The organism is Pseudomonas sp. R4-84, assembly GCF_054130985.1.
Window position 1 is genome coordinate 3,629,551 of record NZ_CP096390.1, and the last position, 16,112, is coordinate 3,645,662.

A 16,112-nucleotide genomic window follows, 5' to 3' on the forward strand; every position below is an offset into this window, starting at 1 on the left:
TCGCGGGCCTCAACGGTTGGCGTCGGCGTGCGTCATGGCGGTATAGAACAGCCAGGACACCAACAGAATGATCAGGAAGTACACCAGGGAAAACGCCGCCGCCGGGCCCAGGTCGAATTGACCGATGGCCATCTGCGTCAGGGTCTGGCTGAGGAACGTGGTAGCGTTGCCCGGCCCGCCGCCGGTGAGGACGAACGGCTCGGTGTAGATCATGAAGCTGTCCATGAAGCGCAGCATCACGGCGATCAGCAGCACGCTTTTCATCTTCGGCAGCTGGATGTGCCGGAACACCGCCCAGTTGGACGCCCGGTCGATCCGTGCCGCCTGATAATAGACGTCGGGAATTGCCCGTAGCCCCGAATAGCACAGCAGCGCCACCAGCGACGTCCAATGCCAGACGTCCATCACCAACACGGTGACCCAGGCATCCATGGTGTTGGCCGCGTAGTTATAGTTAATGCCCAGCCCATTGAGCGTGGAGCCCAGCAAGCCGATGTCGGCGCGGCCGAAAATCTGCCAGATGGTGCCGACCACGTTCCACGGAATCAGCAGCGGAATCGCCAGAATGATCAGCACCAGGGACGACCACTTGCCTTTGGTCGGCATGGTCAGGGCAATGGCGATACCCAGGGGAATTTCAATCAGCAGCACGCACGCCGAGTAGATGAACTGGCGCAACAGCGAATCGTGCAGCCGTGGATCGAGCAGCACCTGCTTGTACCAGTCGGCGCCGACGAAATATCGGCTGGACTGGTCGAAGATGTCCTGCACCGAATAGTTGACCACGGTCATCATCGGGATCACGGCACTGAAGGCCACCAGCAGGAACACCGGCAACACCAGCCACCAGGCCTTGTTGTTCTGCACCTTGTTCATGGCTGCACCTCGCCCACCGGTTCAAGCAAATATTCATCGGCATAGACCATCAGCCATTGGCCCGGAAAACTGATGTACGCCGTGCCTTCCGGCACCGGCTTGTCTTCGGCCAGACGCACTTTCAGCGGAGCGCCATCGAGGTTGAGGGTCAAGATCTTGTAGGTGCCCAGGTCTTCGACGTGGACCACGTCAGCGCGCATCGCGTCGTCGTAAGGGCCATCCCAGACGTGGACGAACTCCGGACGGATGCCGACCTTCAGGCTTTTGCCCTCGGCTTCGGCGACACGCCGTTGCAAGGTTTGCGACAGGGGCAAATGGGTCGACCCGAAGCCAACGCCACCGGGCTGCGCCGTGACCTCTATCAGGTTCATTCCCGGGCTGCCGATGAAGTAGCCGACGAAGGTGTGGCTCGGGCGCTCGAACAAGTCCCGGGGTGTGCCGAACTGCACGATCTGCCCGCCGTACATCACGGCGATCTTGTCGGCAAACGTCGAGGCCTCCAACTGGTCGTGGGTGACGTAGACCATGGTGATGTTGAACTGCTCGTGGATCTGCTTGAGCTTGCGCCGAAGTTTCCATTTCAGGTGCGGGTCGATCACCGTCAGCGGCTCGTCGAACAGAATTGCCGACACATCGTCGCGCACCAACCCACGGCCCATCGAGACTTTCTGTTTCTCGTCGGCGGTGAGGTTGCGGGCCTTTTTATCCAACAGGTTCTGCAGGTCCAGGACCTCGGCGATTTCCTGCACCTTGGTGTGGATCCGCGCCTCGGCCATGCCCTGGTTGCGCAGCGGGAATGCCAGGTTGTCGAACACCGTCATGGTGTCGTAGACCACCGGAAACTGGAACACCTGGGCGATGTTGCGCCGCTCCGGGGACAGTTCGTTGACGACTTTGCTGTCGAACATCACTTGCCCTTCGGAAGGGCTGAGCAAGCCGGAAATGATGTTGAGCAAGGTGGACTTGCCGCAGCCCGAAGGCCCGAGCAGCGCATAGGCACCGCCCTGCTCCCAGATGTGGTTCATCTCGCGGATCGCGTAGTCCTCGGGGCTCGCCGGGGTGCTGGTGTAGCTGTGGGCGAGGTTCTGCAAACGAATTTCGGCCATCAGGCAACCCTCGCAATACGCTGACCCGGGGCTTGGACCAGCTTGCCCTCGGCGTCGAAGACAAACAGTTTGTGGGTCGGAATGTAGATGCGGATCGGCGCGTCCACGTCGTATTCATGCACCCCCGGCAAATGCAGCACCAGCAGGAAATGTTCGTTGCGCACGTGCAGGAATGTCTCCGAGCCGCTGATCTCGGCCACCTCGACGGTCACCGCCAGTTCAAGGTCATCGTCGTTGCTCGGCACCAGGGAAATATGGCTGGGGCGCACGCCGAAACGGAACTCGCCCTCGCCCACCGGGCGCAGGTCGACGTTCAGCGGGAAATGCACGAAATTGGCGAAGCTGACCTCATTGCCGGCGATACGCCCCGGCATGAGGTTGATCGGTGGTTCGGAAAACAGTTCGGCGGCCAGCACGGTTTGTGGCTGGTGATAGACCGAAGAAGACTTGCCGCTCTGGATCACCCGGCCTTCGTGAAGAATGGTGGTGGTGCCGCCCAAGGCCAGCGCTTCGTTAGGCTCGGTGGTGGCGTAGACGGCGATGGTATGACGGGCCTCGAACAGCTCGCGCATTTCCTGGCGCAGCTCTTCGCGCAACTTGTAGTCCAGGTTCACCAGCGGCTCGTCGAACAGGATCAACTCGGCGTCCTTGACCAGGGCCCGCGCCATGGCCGTGCGCTGCTGCTGGCCTCCGGACAATTCCAGAGGATGGCGCTTGAGGAATTTCTCGATCCGCAGCATTTTCGCGGTTTCCAGGACCTTGCCCTGGATGATCTCCTCGGCCACGCCTGCCTGGCGCAACGGCGAGGCGATATTCTCGAAAACGGTCATGGTCGGGTAATTGATGAATTGCTGGTAGACCATCGACACGTTGCGCAACCGCACCGGGCGCTGGGTGACGTCGACGCCGTTCATCAGGATGCGGCCGCTGTCGGGCTTGTCCAGCCCGGCCATCAAGCGCATGAGGCTGGTCTTGCCGGACAGCGTGCGGCCCAGCAAAACGTTGAAGGATCCGGGTTCGAAATTCAGATTGGCATCGTCGATCCAGGTCTGGCCTTCGACGGTGCGACAGATGTGCTCAAGCTTTAATGACATGGCTCGGCCTTTTTATTATTTGGAGTCAAGCGACCCAAGTAAGAAAGCGAAAGCCGTGCCAGAAATCATAAGTCACTGATCAGGCTGGTATTTCGTTTGATCCACTGAAAAAAGACGTTTACTGATGAACACAAGTGAACAACCATGAATGAACAACTGAACAACCAGTCGGTTGACAATGAACAATTTTGAACAACACTCAATGAACGCTTTCGGCTAGCCTGCCATGCCCTTGTGGGAGCGAGCTTGCTCGCTCCCACAAGGGCCGAACACCTATGTGGTGTTTGGGCCTGCCCCAGCACAAGGACTCTGTGCGAGACTTGCCACAACAATAAAAACAGCACCTGCGAGAGTGCCCCATGGCCGCACCTGCTCCTGCCTTGTCCCACGAGGCCATCATCCAGGCTTCCTGGTCCCGTTGCCGTGCCTTTGGCCTGAACCACCAGAGCGTGCCCGCGTTCGACCAACTGCCGGCCGAAGGTATTGCCCAGTTGTTGGAGAGCCAGCATTCACTGGTGCAGACCACTCACCAGGAAGTGCTGCCGTACTACGAGAACATCCTGAGCAACTCCAATTGCCTGATCATGCTGGCCGATAATCAAGGACAGGTCCTGACGTCCTGGGGCACCCAGCGCTTCATCGAACCGAAACTGGCCCATGGCTTCAGCGCCGGGGCGAGCTGGATGGAGCGCTGCACCGGGACCAACGCGATCGGCACAGCATTGGCCTGCGAGCAGGCCGTTCACATTGAACACGATGAACACTTCCTCAAGGCCAACCGGTTCATGACCGGCTCCGCCGCCCCGATCTTCGATGCCGAGCGCAAGGTCATCGCCGTGCTGGACGTCTCCAGCGACAGCTACCTGCCGCCCTCCCATACCCTGGGCATGGTCAAGATGATGAGCCAGACCGTGGAAAATCGGCTGATCCTCAACCTGTTTCGCGGTGAACATTTCCAGCTGACGTTCAACACCGGCCTGAACAACCTCGACAGCCAATGGGCCGGGCTGCTGATCTTCGATGAAAGCGGCCAAGTGCTCTCGGCCAACCGCCGCGCCGACAACTTGTTGGGCCTGAGCCTGTCGCGGGTGAGCATTGAAAGCCTGTTCAAGGTCTCGCTGATGGAATTACTGAACCAGCCCGACGGCCTGCCGTTCGCCTTGCAGGCCTCCGGACGTAATCGGTTCCAGTGTGTGCTCAGGCGACCGAAACAGGTTTCGGTCAAGCCGCGCATCTTCGCCGAACCGGCGCCCTCGCCCACGCCAGCACCGGCCAATACCGGCATCAGCCTCAACTCGCTGCACTTCGGCGACAGCCGCGTGGAAAAAGCCGTGCGGCAGGCCGAGCGTTTGCTGGAAAAAGATATTCCGCTGCTGATCCACGGCGAGACCGGTGTCGGCAAGGAAGTGTTCGTCAAGGCTCTGCACCAGGCCAGCTCGCGCTGCCAACAGCCGTTCATTGCGGTCAACTGCGCGGCCATTCCAGCGGAGCTGGTGGAATCGGAACTGTTCGGGTATGAAAAAGGCGCCTTCACCGGCGCCAATCAAAAAGGCAGCATCGGCCTGATCCGCAAAGCGGATCGCGGCACGTTGTTCCTCGACGAGATCGGTGACATGCCCCTGCCGACCCAGGCCAGGCTGTTGCGGGTCCTGCAGGAACGTTGCGTGCAACCGGTGGGCAGCGCCGAGCTGTTCCCGGTGGACATTCGCATCATCTCCGCCACCAACCGTTCGTTGCGTGAACAGGTGCAACTGGGCCGTTTTCGTGAGGACCTGTACTACCGCATCGGCGGCCTGACCCTCGAACTGCCGCCCCTGCGCGAACGCAGCGACAAGCAGGCGCTGTTCAAACGCCTTTGGGAACATCACCGCGAACCGACCCAATGGGCCGGCCTGAGCCGTGAAGTGACGGATTTATTCGAGCGGCATCCTTGGCCCGGCAACCTGCGGCAAGTCAGCAGCGTGCTGCAAGTCGCCTTGGCGATGGCCGAGGAACAACCGATCCGCCCAGAGCACCTGCCCGACGATTTTTTTGTCGACCTGGACATGGAGCCGGTGGAAACGCCCGAACCACTGACGGTGGACCTCAACGATGCTGAAGACTTGAACCGCCAGTTGCAGGCCGTGGGCGGGAATATTTCGCATCTGGCGAGACGGCTGGGAGTCAGCCGCAATACCTTGTACAAACGCCTGCGGCAGCTGGAAAGCCGATACAAATCCTGTGGGAGCAAGCTCACTCCCGCAGGGGGAAATGCGCTACCCGAGAACACCTGGAAAAAATGTGGGAGCGAGCCTGCTCGCGAAGGCGTCGGGTCAGCCAACCTCAATGCTGAATGACACACCGCTTTCGCGAGCAGGCTCGCTCCCACAGGTTTCATTTCCTAACTGGAAGCTCCGGCTCAGTCGAACGCACCGTTGAGCACTTCATAAATGATGCCAGTGGCAATCGCCACCAGGATCAGGTCCGAGCCGACCTGCTGCCATTCATAACCGTCATAGTGCGGCAAGCGTCCCAACAGCCGGCCATCGAGCTTCTTCGCAATGCCGGGAGGCACCGGCTTGCCTCGGGCCAGGTTTTTCTGAATGCCCGGCGGCAATGCCGGGCTGGGGCTCCAATAATCGCGATAACCGCCAATCACACCCAGGATGCCGCCACGATCGATGCTGGGGCCGTTATGCCAATCGCCACCACCTTGGTTGCCCTTGTTCCCAGGATTCCCTTGCCGCCCCTTGTTGCCTTGCCCGCCCTTGCCTCCTTGCCCTTGACCGGGACCTTGATCAAATTGAGCGTTTCCCTTGCCGTTTCCCGGGTCCGCGACAACAATGCCAGGGCTGGCCGCCAGGGCGAAACAGGTCACTGCGGCAATCAACGAGCGCGATTTGAACATGGCAGTTCTCTCGAAGAAGGGACATCCCCTGTAAAGATATAGAGACTGACGGTGATATTAGTTCCATATCACGCTGCGCGTCGCTTGCCTGGACCGGACAACCCCTGAACACCGCAATCAAGGAGCTTCATGCGCAAGGATTACCTGGCTTTTTTCGTCTCGATGTTCCTCTCGCGGTTGGCCGATCAGATCTTGCTGTTCATCGTCCCGCTGATTGTCTTCCAGACCACCAACAGCGTCTCCTGGGCGGGCCTGGCGTTCTTTGTCGAATCCTTGCCACGCTACCTGGCGTTCCCGATCTGCGGCGCGCTGTGCGACAAGTTTCCGCCGATTCGCATCCTGCACATCAGCCAGGTCTATCGCGCCGCAGCCTGCGGCGTCGCAGTCGTGCTCTATGGCGTCTTTGGCGGTGTCTACTGGATCGTGGCCCTGTCGGCCCTCTGTGGCGTGTTGACTACCCAAGGCATTATGGCCCGCGAAGTGGTCATGCCTTACATCTTCAAGCACTACACCTACACCAAGACGCTGTCCTATTCGCAAATCGCCGACCAGACCGGGTTGGTACTGGGCCCGCTGGTCGCAGCGCTGCTGCTTGAAGTGTGGGCGTGGCACTGGGTGCTGCTGGCGATCGCCGGACTGTTCCTGCTGGCAGACCTGGCCATGTTGTACTGGCAACGCACCAGCTCGGTCACCCTTGAGTCCTTCGAGCAACACCACGACCTCTGGTTGAACCCACTGCGCATTGCCCTGGGTCACATCCGCAACTTGGCGGAACTGAAAAAAGTCATCAGCCTGGCGGTGGGCGTCAACCTGATCATCGGCGTCACCCTCGCCACGTCGGCGGCCATGGTCATCGGCCACTATGGCGCCGGAAAAGATGATTACGCCGGGTTGCAGGCGGCCGGTGCCGTGACCACCATCGTCATCCTGTTTCTCCTGGCCCGGGTCACCTTGCCTTTGAAACTTCTCGGCGCCCTCTCCTACACGCTGATTGCCGTCGGCGCTTTCATCACCGCGCTCAGCCCGAACATCTGGGGCTACGTCGTCGGTTTCCTGCTGATCGTCGGTTTCGACAAGATGTTCAACGTCTACATGCGCAGCATCCGTCAGCAGGTCATTCCCCCACAGGACTTTGGCAAGACCGTCGGCGTGATTACGCTGCTCAACAACCTGTCGCAACCGTTCGCGGGCTTGCTCGTCGCGGTGTTGGCGGCACCGGTTGGGACGCAGGAGGTGATTGTGCTGCTGGCGGTGGTCACCAGCCTGATCGGCGTCGGTGTGGTCGTGATGAATAGGCAATCAGCACAGGGGACAAGCGTCTACCGCACCGATTCAGATTAACCCCGCCGGAGCCTCGGCTTGTATTATCAGTGACTTATTCTTGAGGCATGGTTGCATCGTTGCCAGCGTCGATGCGCGTCTACCCACCATTCGTCACCTGTTAAATGTTGGAATCTACAGGCGGCCATGTCTGGCTCAGGGTTTGCACTGGCCTGTCTCAGCAGCCAAGAACGACATGATTCTGACGCGGCAGCACATTTATCAATGCTTGGTCAGCAAACGGAGATGTACCGTGTCAACTCTCAACGAAATCGCAGCGAACCACGCGAGAATGGCAAAGTTAAAGGAAGAAGAGTCGATGCGGTTGAGTGCGCTTCAGGGACAGGTGGTGGGAAGTTTTGAAATTCCGCCCATCGAGGCGCCACAGGAGATGTCGCTGCACTTCATGACGGGTATACAGGATCACTCGTTCGGGGAAGCGGCTGCGCTGAGTTTTTGACTGTTGACAGGGCGGAGTCGCCCGTTTGTAAGCGGGCGACTCGGCCGTTCAAAACTGTCTGGCTAAAGCCGCTGCAAGTATGCCGGCTGCAATTGCCGGCAGCGGTTTTTTCAGTGTCAGCATGACGATTGCCGTGGCCAGCAAAGCCAGGCGTGCGCCGTTGTCACCTTTAACCGCCAGCGGAGCCAGCACCGCCACCAACACCGAGCCGGACATGGCCGTGATGAACTGCTGCACCCGATAGTTGATCGGCACGAACGACATCACGAAAACACCGCCCCACCGAGTGGCCAAGGTTACTGCGGCCATGATCAAGATGACAAGCAAGGTGCCATAACCCGCCGTTTCAATGTTCATTGTTGTTTCTCCATCCACACTGCGCCCAGAACGCCCCCCGCCAGAGCACCCACCACGACATGGCTGTTAGCCGGCAAATACCAGTAGGCCAATAGCGATGAGCATGCCGCCACGGTCCAGATGATGAACATGCGCAGGTTCTTCTTCCCACCCACGACCATCGCCAACAAGAAACAGCCCATCACCATATCGAGCCCGAAACTGACCGGGTTCTCGATGACGCTGCCAAAATGAAGTCCCAGCCAACTTCCCAGGATCCAAGTGATCCAGAGTGCAATGCCGCCACCGAATAAAATCCCCAGTCCCGGCTTGCCCCGGTTGAACGCCTGCATCGCCATGGCCCAGTTGGCGTCCGAAACAACCAACATGACACCGTATCGTTTGGCAACGGGTAGCTCCCGTAACCACGGATAAAGCGTCGCGCCCATCAACAAATGCCGGGCGTTGATGGCGAAAACAGTGATCATCAGCGGAACGACCGGCACTTGCTGGCCCCACAGATCCAGCGCGGCAAATTGAGAAGCGCCGGCAAAAACCAGCGTGCTCATGAGCACGGCTGACGTGTCACTCAGGCCCGTTTGTGCGGCCGCCAGGCCGAAAGCAACACCGAACACGACGACAAAAAGAGAGATGGGGATCAGTTGCTTGAAACCGTCGTAAACTTGCTTCAGCGTCAGCTCATACAGATGGGATTGATCGTTCGACAAAACATCGCCTCTTCTGGTTTTCCACGGTGTAAAACCGGGAGTATGAGGCTGATTCTGTATGCCGAGAACTTTTTAGCGGGCAATCCAGCAAATCAATAGAGTGAAGCCCGTCACAGACCAGGCGACCGCACAAGCGGCCAGTGCGGAATGTTCCACACCTCCAGCCTTAAAGCGGCAAAATGGGCGCCTCTGAAGTTTCACGTGCGTTTTCGACAAATAGACCAAAGCAGCCAATGTTCTAAACCAGAGCACAGGATTTCTTGGAAGAAAGAAAAATTAATTATGGAAACAGGAACCTTGAAAATGAGCACGACTGAACAAGTACAAAGCACTGGTAAATACAGCACCAAGTGGCAGGAACGCTTCGACTTCTTTAACACCTACGGTGCGCCAAGCGACTCGCGCTACAAGGAAGCCTTCAAGGCGCTGCCTGGCTTCAAGAAAAAAATACTGATCAATGCAAACGTGATCGCATTTTTCTTCGGCCCTATCTACCTGTTCGTCCTGGGCCTCTGGAAGAAGAACCTGGCCCTGCTGGGTATTTTCCTGGCGATTAACATCGCCTTGAGCGTCATTTTCTCCATCATTGGGATGGAGTTTCCGCGGCCGTTGAGCACGGGTCTGAGCATCGCCATGTCGATGATGTATGCGCTGATGACCAACTACGCGTACTACCTCAAGGAAGTGAAAGGCGAGCAAGGCTGGAACCCGTTCAAAGGCATGCGTCTCTGAATGCAGGCTTGGGTCTCAAGAGCCCGCACCTCGTTATGAGTGTGCGGGCTCTTTGTTTCCGAGTCGTGGAAATTTGGGCAATTTTATTGCGCAGATAGCGCCTCCCAATTGTCTACCCCATGTCGCCTGGCGATACCAGGCCTTACATAGGGAACTCGACAATGGCAGATGACCTGAGCAACCGCGGGCCGCAGGACAGGAACCGCATCAACATTACCGAAGCTTGGGAGTTGAAGTACTGGGCGAATGAGTTCGACGTGACTGAAGAAGTACTCAAGGCAGCGGTGAAGGCTGCTGGGCCGATGGTGGCCGATGTTCGCGAACAACTTAAAAAATGATGCATTGGCCCTACGGTGCTCCGTAGGGCATGCGTTGGCTACATATTGAGTCTGGTTAACACGAGTCACTTTAAACCACAGGCTGATGCCCAACCATGCGCCAATCACCGGCGTGAGGATCAGCGTCAAGCCGCCTTCAAATCCAAGGAAATGCAGCAACCGCCGCTGCCAGTTGCGATGGCGGCTGGGTTGGCGGCGCTCCCACTCCGGACTACCTCTCCTACAGAAAACCGAGACCGAACGAAACTCAATCGGTGGCCTTATCAACGGCCAAAGCAACCAGCGCAAACGGCAACAGGGCGATGACGAACACAGTCATCCCGACGGCCCCGTAGGCATCGTGGATCTTATCGCCCAGGCTTCGTTTCGAGGGAGCGGCGACGGTGTCCACGGACACGATCAGGGCATAACGATAGGTTTGGGATTGATCATACCGGTCAACATTGCATGGCGTGGTGCTCAAGCTGACATAACGATCACCCGTCACTGGCGTACGGTCTTCGTGACTGGCAAGGAGCTGCTTCAACTGGGCGACCTGCACCTCAAATTCAGCCTCACATTCAGGCTGACTGACAAAAGCACGACTCGCCTTCGTAATGAGATCTGGGCGAATCTGATGATCGAGGAAGACCTCGTAGGTATCGCCTTGCTCATCGACGCGCTTGTAAATCTTGGAGCCCGTGAGCGACTCGCCTCCGGTCCCGGAAAGCGCCTTGAACTCATCGCTGGAAAGCGGTTGACCCAAGGTATAACCGTAAATCTGGGGCGCTTTAAACGGTTCCTTTACAGCTTGTGAGGCGCACCCGGCAGATGACGCAATAATCGAAAGACTCAGTGCGGTACAGAGCGTCCTGTTCATGTCTCTTCCTTGAGTTGCGTGGGTGATCCGGGTTCCGGCGTGAAAGATTATCGGAAATAGACAGCGACCGCCGCTATTGAAGGCTTTTTCATACGCGCTGGCGTAGAAAGCAGAAACCGCAAGAACGATCAAATGTTCTCCCCATGCATTTGATAACGTCGCTTCAGCATTCATCGAGATCGTCATGCTGAGTATCGAGAGGGCCCGGAGGTACATCGGATTGGAGCTGGGATCCCAAAGACCAGGTAGCGGCAATTCGTGTAGTTGTACGGCATTAACGGTCCTCATTCCGAATAGACATCGGAACACATGGTTTGCCCATTCAAACGGCCCATTCATGGCCCTTTTACACGACGCTATCAGATCACGGACGTCCCTTGTTTATGCTTCTCACGACCTGGATCGCCACGGTGGGAGAGCCCCTTCGAAAAGTGAAAAAGCTCGATGCACGAAACGGTTGAAACGAGCGGCATCACGCCGCAGCCCCGCCTGTTGCCCCCCGATCAGGCACAGGTGGGCTACCTGCCCCATCACTTCTGCTTCGCCTGGCCTATGGGCCAAGCGACGACATGTCCGTATCGCGAAGTCCAATCGTCGTGTGTCTACACGCTGCTGAAACTCGGCCACCAACGGATCGTGCAGCGACCAGGCTCGGATGGAGACTTCCCGCCCAGGTTGTTTCTCAGCGGCAATATTCAAATAGCGTTTCAAGATTTCGCCCGCGCTACGACCCTGGGCCGCAAAAGCGAGCATGCGCTCCGTGTAGTCTTCTTCCCAAGCGGCCAGCAAGGTGCGGACAAAATCATCGCGATTGCGGAAATGGTGATAGAACGATCCGCGGGTCACATTCAAACGGCGCGATAGACTCTCGGCTGACACGCCAATATGCCCTGTCTGATCGAGGGCCTCGAAACCTGCCGCGATCCAATGGTGACGCGTTAGTTTTTCCATTCGTTATTTCACTCCCTATTTAGCACCATACAGACCTGTATGGCGCGCAACCGATAGATACCCTGCGAACACCAGCAAAGATGGCCGTTGCGTTTTGCACGCCAGCACTTTTCATGGAGCTCGCCTTGAAGAAAATCGTCCTGGTTGCTTTCGACCAATTCACCGATATCGACCTATTCCTGATGTGGGACATCTTAGGCCGCAACACCGAGGACTGGCACGTCCGAATATTGGGTTCCAGCCCTGTCGTACGATCGGCGCATGGCCTGCCTGTTTCGGTGCACGGTCCGCTTTCCGAGGCCAATAATGCCGACGCGGTATTGTTCGCCAGCGGCAAGGAAGGAATACCCGCCGCACTGGCCTCCCCGGATTTCCTACCGTCGTTTGAACTTGACCCGAAACGCCAGCGAATCGGCTCCATCTGCGCCGGCGCTTTCATTCTCCAACGGCTTGGGCTGCTCAGCGGCCGAGCAACGACACACCCGGATGCACGATCGGGCTTGCAAGCCCTGGGACTTGAGCCCGTGGACCAGCCTCTTGTATGCCAGGGCAACGTCGCAACCGCTGGCGGATGCCTTTCGGCGCTCTATCTGGTGGGATGGTTGGTTGAGTCCTGGTTCGATGCCGACAAGCGCCGCGCGACGCTGCTCCCTGTCCTGCCCGCCGGGCAGCAGGCGCTGTATGATGCGCTGATCGGGCTCAGTATCCGACAAGGAGAAGTGGCCACCTCCCAACAAGAAACGCGACAAGGCATGTCATCTAATTGGTAGTTAGCACTCAGGAAGAGATCTCCGATGCCCCGAGAATTTGAGCTCATTATGTCCGTGCCCGTCCCCTCGAGGTCCGGCGTCACCCACCTTTACAAGTCGACGAACCTGGCGGACGCTTTTGCGATTCGCCTCCCTGCGGGCACATCCAGCGATCCAGAGGTGCTCGCCCGATTCATCCTTTCCCACCAGCCATCCTGGATCGGATGGCTCATGAAAGTCCGAGACACTGTCGTTGCCCGTTTTGGGCTCAAGACAGCGAGGCATTTGGCAACACTTGCTCATCGGATTCAAATCTTCAAGGTCTACAGCACCGACCAGACTGAAATCGTGCTGGGAGAGGACGACAAGCACCTCGACTTCCGCATATCGATCCTGTGCTCTGGAGAGGTAGAGCAGGAAGGTAGTCGCCAACTGGTTTTCTCAACCGTGGTCCAGTGTCACAACCGTCTGGGCCGGGCCTATATCTTCGTGATTGCGCCATTTCATCGCTTGGTTGTTAAGGCGAGCCTGCGCCGTGCAGCGCGCATTGGTTGGCCTTTGGCTGCCTGAGCCGCGACACCACAAACCCCGTGGCGAGGGAGCTTGCTCCCGCTGGGTGGCGAAGCCGCCCCAAAAAGGGATGGCGAAAGACTAGGAACAGACCAGGGTTTTGAGCTAAGAAATTGGCAAAGGGGATTCATACGGCGCGAATGCCAGGATCATGTATCGGTCTTCGTAAAGCTCGCCCTGTACGTAGACTAAAGCGGCATCCAACTGCGGCCGCTTCATGTCGCATTTTCTTTAGGCTTGCCGATCGGAAGCCCTGAACTTTTGGGGTGGTAGAGCGATATGAATATGGCGAAGTTGGCCGGATCGAGCCGCTGCCGGCTCGTGATATCGCTGATCACACCCCATGTAACTGGGAAGTGTCTGACCTTTGCTAATCATGCAGACGGTAAAAACTTTAATTATCCGGTCTTAGTGCAAAAGGATGGGCTGCGAGTACCAACTCGATATCAGCCCGCAATTCAGGATGGATTTCGACTCGAATAACCACTATCCGACTTGATCGATCAGACGCTGTGTGTTGCGGGTCGCCAGGGTGGGCCTGATTAGCGCGCTTGAGGACATTTTCAGAAATCCTACGTCGCAGTTTTACAGCAGCGGCAAAAAAATCCGTCCCCTTTTCCCTTCCTCGTCGGCCATTGGTGTGCCCTCTCGCTCATTGATATGGGGTTGGGCAGACCATGGCGCTGGCACTTCAATCAGAACGCGGTTCGTCCCCCTGCACATCCCCCAATCTCACCTCGCGTATACCGCCGTCTGCAATGAACCGAACCACGACACCCTCTCCCCGCGTCAAGGCAAGAACATGATCGATCAACTCGCCTTGGCTGTCCGCTTGGCGGATCGGTTTGTAGCCATGGGATTTATAAAGTGTCCAACGGTCGTTCTCGAACTCGATCCTGTACACATCCACTGCCGAGCACTCCGATTGTGCGTTTTTCGGTAGATGCGCGACAGTGCTGGGGTGTTCCGGCCATGTGCTGAGCGGACTGCGCCGTAGATCCCTGATCTGACTGCGCCGAAAGTGGCACATCGAACACTCGATCAAATATCAACTGAAAACCCAGCGAATAAAAAAAGAAAAACACAAATAATCCAAGATTCGTCACCAGCGCCAACCACAGGCCGATACCCAACCAGGCTCCAATTACCGGCGTCAGAATCAGGGTCAAGCCGCCCTCGAACCCAAGGGAATGAAGCAGTCGGCGCCGCCAGTTGCGATGGCGGTTGGGTTGACGACGCTCCCACCATTCGAACAGGCCGTTGAAAAGCATGTTCCAGCCCAGCGCAACGGCGGAAATCACCAAGGACAGCAGGGTTGAATAGCCCATTCCCTGCTCATAGATAAGCGCGAGGGATGGCGCGACAAAAAGCACACCACCGGCCTCATAGAGCACGGCCTGAAGAATTTTGCGAGAGGCGCCTTGCATCGATTGTCTCCACGAATGGCGGAAGGGAACCACAGCCTGGCAAGTTGAGCGCCGGCCCACAATTGAGCTAAATTGAGCCTCGCTCAACCTGAGTAACTTCCCCGCCCATGTTCGCCAAACTGCCCCTTACCGCCTTGCGCGGCTTCGAATCCGCCGCACGGCTGGGCAGCTTCAAGGCGGCGGCCCAGGAACTGAACGTCAGCCCGGCGGCGATCTCCCATCAGGTCAAAAGCCTTGAAGCGTTTCTCGGCGTGCGACTGTTCGAGCGTTCCAGTCAAAATGTGCGGCTGAGCGCGGACGGCGAACGCCTCCAGCCCTACATGCACCGCGCGCTGCTCGATATCCAACATGGCCTGCAAACGCTATCGCCATCATGTACCGCACAATCGCTGGTGGTGAGCACAACGCCAGCGTTCGCCAGCCTGTGGCTGATACCTCGGCTCGGAGATTTTCATCGAAGACATCCTGAGATCGACCTCAGGCTGCACAGCAGCAACGACGTGATCGACCTGCGACGTGACGCCGGCATCGACCTGGCGATCCGCGCCCTCTTCACCTCGGATCCTCAACTGCTCGAGCAACCTCTACTGGAAGAATATTTCGGCGCGTATTGCCACCCCGACTGGCAACCACCCGCAGCGGGCTCGCCCATCGAACTGATTGACGTCCCCTGGCTGAGCAGCACAAACGTCACGGTGGACTGGGCTGCATGGTGCGCCAAGTCCGGCACCCTGGGTTGGCTGCAAAACGCGCGCCTGCGCCGCTATGACGAGGAACAGCACGCTCTGCAGGCAGCGGTCGCCGGGCATGGGCTGGTGCTTGCCAGTAATGTGCTGGTTGCGGAAGCGGTTGCACGCGGGCAACTGGTTGGTTATCAGCCCGAGATTCGCTTGGCGGGTGCGCGATATACGGTGGTGTGCGTACCGGGGCGGGAGCGGCAGGTTGAGGTGAGGGCTTTCAGTGAGTGGGTGTTGGGGCAGAATGTTGGTTGAGTCGGAACGCACGATGAAAGGAGCTATTGGCGGGTAAAGCCTGAACCAATGGGCGGACGAGGTGTTTGAACGAGCGACTCACGCCTGACGATAAAACAAAGTAGCCCGGCATCACATCAGGCCTTCAATGGAGCACTCTACGGCTTTCCCCAATTCTTATACGATCAAGGGCGCGGTTTAACGCATCCAGAGCCTTTAACAGCGCCTGTGCTTCAGCTTCCCGGCCATCTCCCCACAGGCGCTCAGCCATCTTGTTGAGCGCCTGGATAGATCGCTCGATTTCGGCAGCGCTTGCTGTCGTTTTGTTATCCGGCTGTTTCTTTGGCATGTTCATGGACGCTTCTTTCAGGGTGGTTCGAGGCCTTTTGCGTTGCGGCCTATACCACCTGCTAGCCGAAAGCGCGCATAAGCCTCGAAGAGCGCGCCACTCAAGCCCAGATGGCCGTCTCTGTGTTGATCTCGGCGACAGAAGTAGCATTAAACTGCCGCTGACGGTGAAGGTCATCGCGCATTTTAGAATAATCGAACTTCTTGTTCTCCAACTCTTTGAGCACAAGACTTGAAATTTTGTAGGTGCCGCAGTCACCGCAGTCGACAAGCTCTCCACTTTGATCCGCTTCGGACCGCTTCGCTTCCATCGCGCACAGATAGCACTTCATGACTGATCTCCTGTTCAATGATGTTTAG

The 16,112-nt window shown here is 57.7% G+C and carries 17 protein-coding genes and 4 pseudogenes; 9 read left to right on the forward strand and 12 right to left on the reverse strand.

The window, feature by feature from the left end; all coding sequences use genetic code 11:
- Positions 1–9 precede the first annotated feature (9 nt).
- From M1D68_RS16555 to M1D68_RS16565, 3 genes are read right to left on the reverse strand one after another with little or no spacing between them, the layout of a single operon-like run.
- Complete coding sequence (locus tag M1D68_RS16555; RefSeq protein ID WP_420765774.1) at positions 10–876, reverse strand: carbohydrate ABC transporter permease; 867 nt, start codon at positions 874–876, stop codon at positions 10–12.
- Positions 873–1,982: an ABC transporter ATP-binding protein gene (locus M1D68_RS16560; RefSeq protein ID WP_420765773.1), complete on the reverse strand. Its 1,110-nt coding sequence runs from the start codon at positions 1,980–1,982 to the stop codon at positions 873–875. The genes M1D68_RS16555 and M1D68_RS16560 overlap by 4 nt, the downstream gene beginning before the upstream one ends.
- Complete coding sequence (locus M1D68_RS16565; protein ID WP_420765772.1) at positions 1,982–3,076, reverse strand: ABC transporter ATP-binding protein; 1,095 nt, start codon at positions 3,074–3,076, stop codon at positions 1,982–1,984. The genes M1D68_RS16560 and M1D68_RS16565 overlap by 1 nt, the downstream gene beginning before the upstream one ends.
- 359 nt (positions 3,077–3,435) lie before the next feature.
- On the opposite strand from M1D68_RS16565, the pseudogene M1D68_RS16570 reads away from it, so the two are divergent.
- Together M1D68_RS16570 and M1D68_RS16575 are read left to right on the forward strand one after the other, a co-directional pair.
- Positions 3,436–5,283: pseudogene (locus tag M1D68_RS16570) on the forward strand (sigma-54-dependent Fis family transcriptional regulator); the annotation flags it as partial.
- A gap of 43 nt (positions 5,284–5,326) precedes the next feature.
- A pseudogene (locus M1D68_RS16575) lies at positions 5,327–5,458 on the forward strand (metal ABC transporter ATP-binding protein); the annotation flags it as partial.
- A 16-nt stretch (positions 5,459–5,474) separates the two neighbouring features.
- Here M1D68_RS16575 and M1D68_RS16580 read toward each other — a convergent pair.
- A complete protein-coding gene (locus tag M1D68_RS16580; RefSeq protein ID WP_457967789.1) occupies positions 5,475–5,963 on the reverse strand; it encodes an anti-virulence regulator CigR family protein in 489 nt (162 codons plus the stop codon).
- Between the two features lie 129 nt (positions 5,964–6,092).
- On the opposite strand from M1D68_RS16580, the gene M1D68_RS16585 reads away from it, so the two are divergent.
- Positions 6,093–7,304: an MFS transporter gene (locus M1D68_RS16585; RefSeq protein WP_457967791.1), complete on the forward strand. Its 1,212-nt coding sequence runs from the start codon at positions 6,093–6,095 to the stop codon at positions 7,302–7,304.
- 232 nt (positions 7,305–7,536) lie between these two features.
- Positions 7,537–7,743, forward strand: a complete 207-nt coding sequence (locus M1D68_RS16590; protein WP_420765768.1) for a hypothetical protein — start codon at positions 7,537–7,539, stop codon at positions 7,741–7,743.
- A 48-nt stretch (positions 7,744–7,791) separates the two neighbouring features.
- Here M1D68_RS16590 and M1D68_RS16595 read toward each other — a convergent pair whose 3' ends face one another.
- Positions 7,792–8,100 (reverse strand): AzlD family protein, encoded by a 309-nt coding sequence (locus tag M1D68_RS16595; protein ID WP_186707518.1) that lies wholly within the window; start codon positions 8,098–8,100, stop codon positions 7,792–7,794.
- Positions 8,097–8,807, reverse strand: a complete 711-nt coding sequence (locus M1D68_RS16600) for an AzlC family ABC transporter permease (protein WP_420765767.1) — start codon at positions 8,805–8,807, stop codon at positions 8,097–8,099. The genes M1D68_RS16595 and M1D68_RS16600 overlap by 4 nt, the downstream gene beginning before the upstream one ends.
- Before the next feature lie 303 nt (positions 8,808–9,110).
- Between M1D68_RS16600 and M1D68_RS16605 the strand changes: the two genes are divergently transcribed.
- Together M1D68_RS16605 and M1D68_RS16610 are read left to right on the forward strand one after the other, a co-directional pair.
- Positions 9,111–9,539 carry a DUF2628 domain-containing protein gene (locus M1D68_RS16605; RefSeq protein WP_457967793.1) on the forward strand — a complete coding sequence of 143 codons (429 nt, stop codon included), beginning with the start codon at positions 9,111–9,113 and terminating at the stop codon, positions 9,537–9,539.
- Positions 9,540–9,700: 161 nt separating this feature from the next.
- Positions 9,701–9,877 (forward strand): DUF3606 domain-containing protein, encoded by a 177-nt coding sequence (locus M1D68_RS16610; protein ID WP_434559727.1) that lies wholly within the window; start codon positions 9,701–9,703, stop codon positions 9,875–9,877.
- Positions 9,878–9,952: 75 nt separating this feature from the next.
- On the opposite strand, the pseudogene M1D68_RS16615 reads toward M1D68_RS16610, so the two are convergent.
- The 3 genes and pseudogenes from M1D68_RS16615 to M1D68_RS16625 form a co-directional block, all read right to left on the reverse strand.
- A pseudogene (locus tag M1D68_RS16615) lies at positions 9,953–10,081 on the reverse strand (chlorhexidine efflux transporter); the annotation flags it as partial.
- Between the two features lie 43 nt (positions 10,082–10,124).
- Positions 10,125–10,922: a hypothetical protein gene (locus M1D68_RS16620; RefSeq protein WP_457967795.1), complete on the reverse strand. Its 798-nt coding sequence runs from the start codon at positions 10,920–10,922 to the stop codon at positions 10,125–10,127.
- 204 nt (positions 10,923–11,126) lie between these two features.
- Complete coding sequence (locus M1D68_RS16625; protein ID WP_434559731.1) at positions 11,127–11,687, reverse strand: TetR/AcrR family transcriptional regulator; 561 nt, start codon at positions 11,685–11,687, stop codon at positions 11,127–11,129.
- 125 nt (positions 11,688–11,812) lie between these two features.
- Between M1D68_RS16625 and M1D68_RS16630 the strand changes: the two genes are divergently transcribed.
- A complete protein-coding gene (locus M1D68_RS16630; protein WP_434559733.1) occupies positions 11,813–12,457 on the forward strand; it encodes a DJ-1/PfpI family protein in 645 nt (214 codons plus the stop codon).
- Between the two features lie 24 nt (positions 12,458–12,481).
- Entirely contained in the window at positions 12,482–13,006 is a 525-nt protein-coding gene (locus M1D68_RS16635; RefSeq protein ID WP_420765762.1) for a DUF2867 domain-containing protein, read from the forward strand.
- 1,010 nt (positions 13,007–14,016) lie between these two features.
- On the opposite strand, the pseudogene M1D68_RS16640 reads toward M1D68_RS16635, so the two are convergent.
- Positions 14,017–14,433 (reverse strand): annotated as a pseudogene (locus tag M1D68_RS16640) (PACE efflux transporter); the annotation flags it as partial.
- 107 nt (positions 14,434–14,540) lie between these two features.
- On the opposite strand from M1D68_RS16640, the gene M1D68_RS16645 reads away from it, so the two are divergent.
- Positions 14,541–15,425, forward strand: a complete 885-nt coding sequence (locus tag M1D68_RS16645) for a LysR substrate-binding domain-containing protein (RefSeq protein ID WP_457967797.1) — start codon at positions 14,541–14,543, stop codon at positions 15,423–15,425.
- Between the two features lie 124 nt (positions 15,426–15,549).
- Here M1D68_RS16645 and M1D68_RS16650 read toward each other — a convergent pair whose 3' ends face one another.
- Together M1D68_RS16650 and M1D68_RS16655 are read right to left on the reverse strand one after the other, a co-directional pair.
- Positions 15,550–15,753 (reverse strand): hypothetical protein, encoded by a 204-nt coding sequence (locus M1D68_RS16650; RefSeq protein WP_420765924.1) that lies wholly within the window; start codon positions 15,751–15,753, stop codon positions 15,550–15,552.
- 100 nt (positions 15,754–15,853) lie between these two features.
- Positions 15,854–16,084 carry a hypothetical protein gene (locus M1D68_RS16655; protein WP_420765760.1) on the reverse strand — a complete coding sequence of 77 codons (231 nt, stop codon included), beginning with the start codon at positions 16,082–16,084 and terminating at the stop codon, positions 15,854–15,856.
- Positions 16,085–16,112 lie beyond the last annotated feature (28 nt).

Bases quoted from the DNA above. Each gene is read 5' to 3' on its own strand.
- M1D68_RS16620 (WP_457967795.1), bottom strand. From the start codon at position 10,922: ATGACGATCTCGATGAATGCTGAAGCGACGTTATCAAATGCATGGGGA.
- M1D68_RS16625 (WP_434559731.1), bottom strand. From the start codon at position 11,687: ATGGAAAAACTAACGCGTCACCATTGGATCGCGGCAGGTTTCGAGGCC.
- M1D68_RS16560 (WP_420765773.1), bottom strand. From the start codon at position 1,982: ATGGCCGAAATTCGTTTGCAGAACCTCGCCCACAGCTACACCAGCACC.
- M1D68_RS16650 (WP_420765924.1), bottom strand. From the start codon at position 15,753: ATGCCAAAGAAACAGCCGGATAACAAAACGACAGCAAGCGCTGCCGAA.
- M1D68_RS16605 (WP_457967793.1), top strand. From the start codon at position 9,111: ATGAGCACGACTGAACAAGTACAAAGCACTGGTAAATACAGCACCAAG.
- M1D68_RS16565 (WP_420765772.1), bottom strand. From the start codon at position 3,076: ATGTCATTAAAGCTTGAGCACATCTGTCGCACCGTCGAAGGCCAGACC.
- M1D68_RS16635 (WP_420765762.1), top strand. From the start codon at position 12,482: ATGCCCCGAGAATTTGAGCTCATTATGTCCGTGCCCGTCCCCTCGAGG.
- M1D68_RS16580 (WP_457967789.1), bottom strand. From the start codon at position 5,963: ATGTTCAAATCGCGCTCGTTGATTGCCGCAGTGACCTGTTTCGCCCTG.
- M1D68_RS16585 (WP_457967791.1), top strand. From the start codon at position 6,093: ATGCGCAAGGATTACCTGGCTTTTTTCGTCTCGATGTTCCTCTCGCGG.
- M1D68_RS16555 (WP_420765774.1), bottom strand. From the start codon at position 876: ATGAACAAGGTGCAGAACAACAAGGCCTGGTGGCTGGTGTTGCCGGTG.
- M1D68_RS16655 (WP_420765760.1), bottom strand. From the start codon at position 16,084: ATGAAGTGCTATCTGTGCGCGATGGAAGCGAAGCGGTCCGAAGCGGAT.
- M1D68_RS16645 (WP_457967797.1), top strand. From the start codon at position 14,541: ATGTTCGCCAAACTGCCCCTTACCGCCTTGCGCGGCTTCGAATCCGCC.
- M1D68_RS16610 (WP_434559727.1), top strand. From the start codon at position 9,701: ATGGCAGATGACCTGAGCAACCGCGGGCCGCAGGACAGGAACCGCATC.
- M1D68_RS16595 (WP_186707518.1), bottom strand. From the start codon at position 8,100: ATGAACATTGAAACGGCGGGTTATGGCACCTTGCTTGTCATCTTGATC.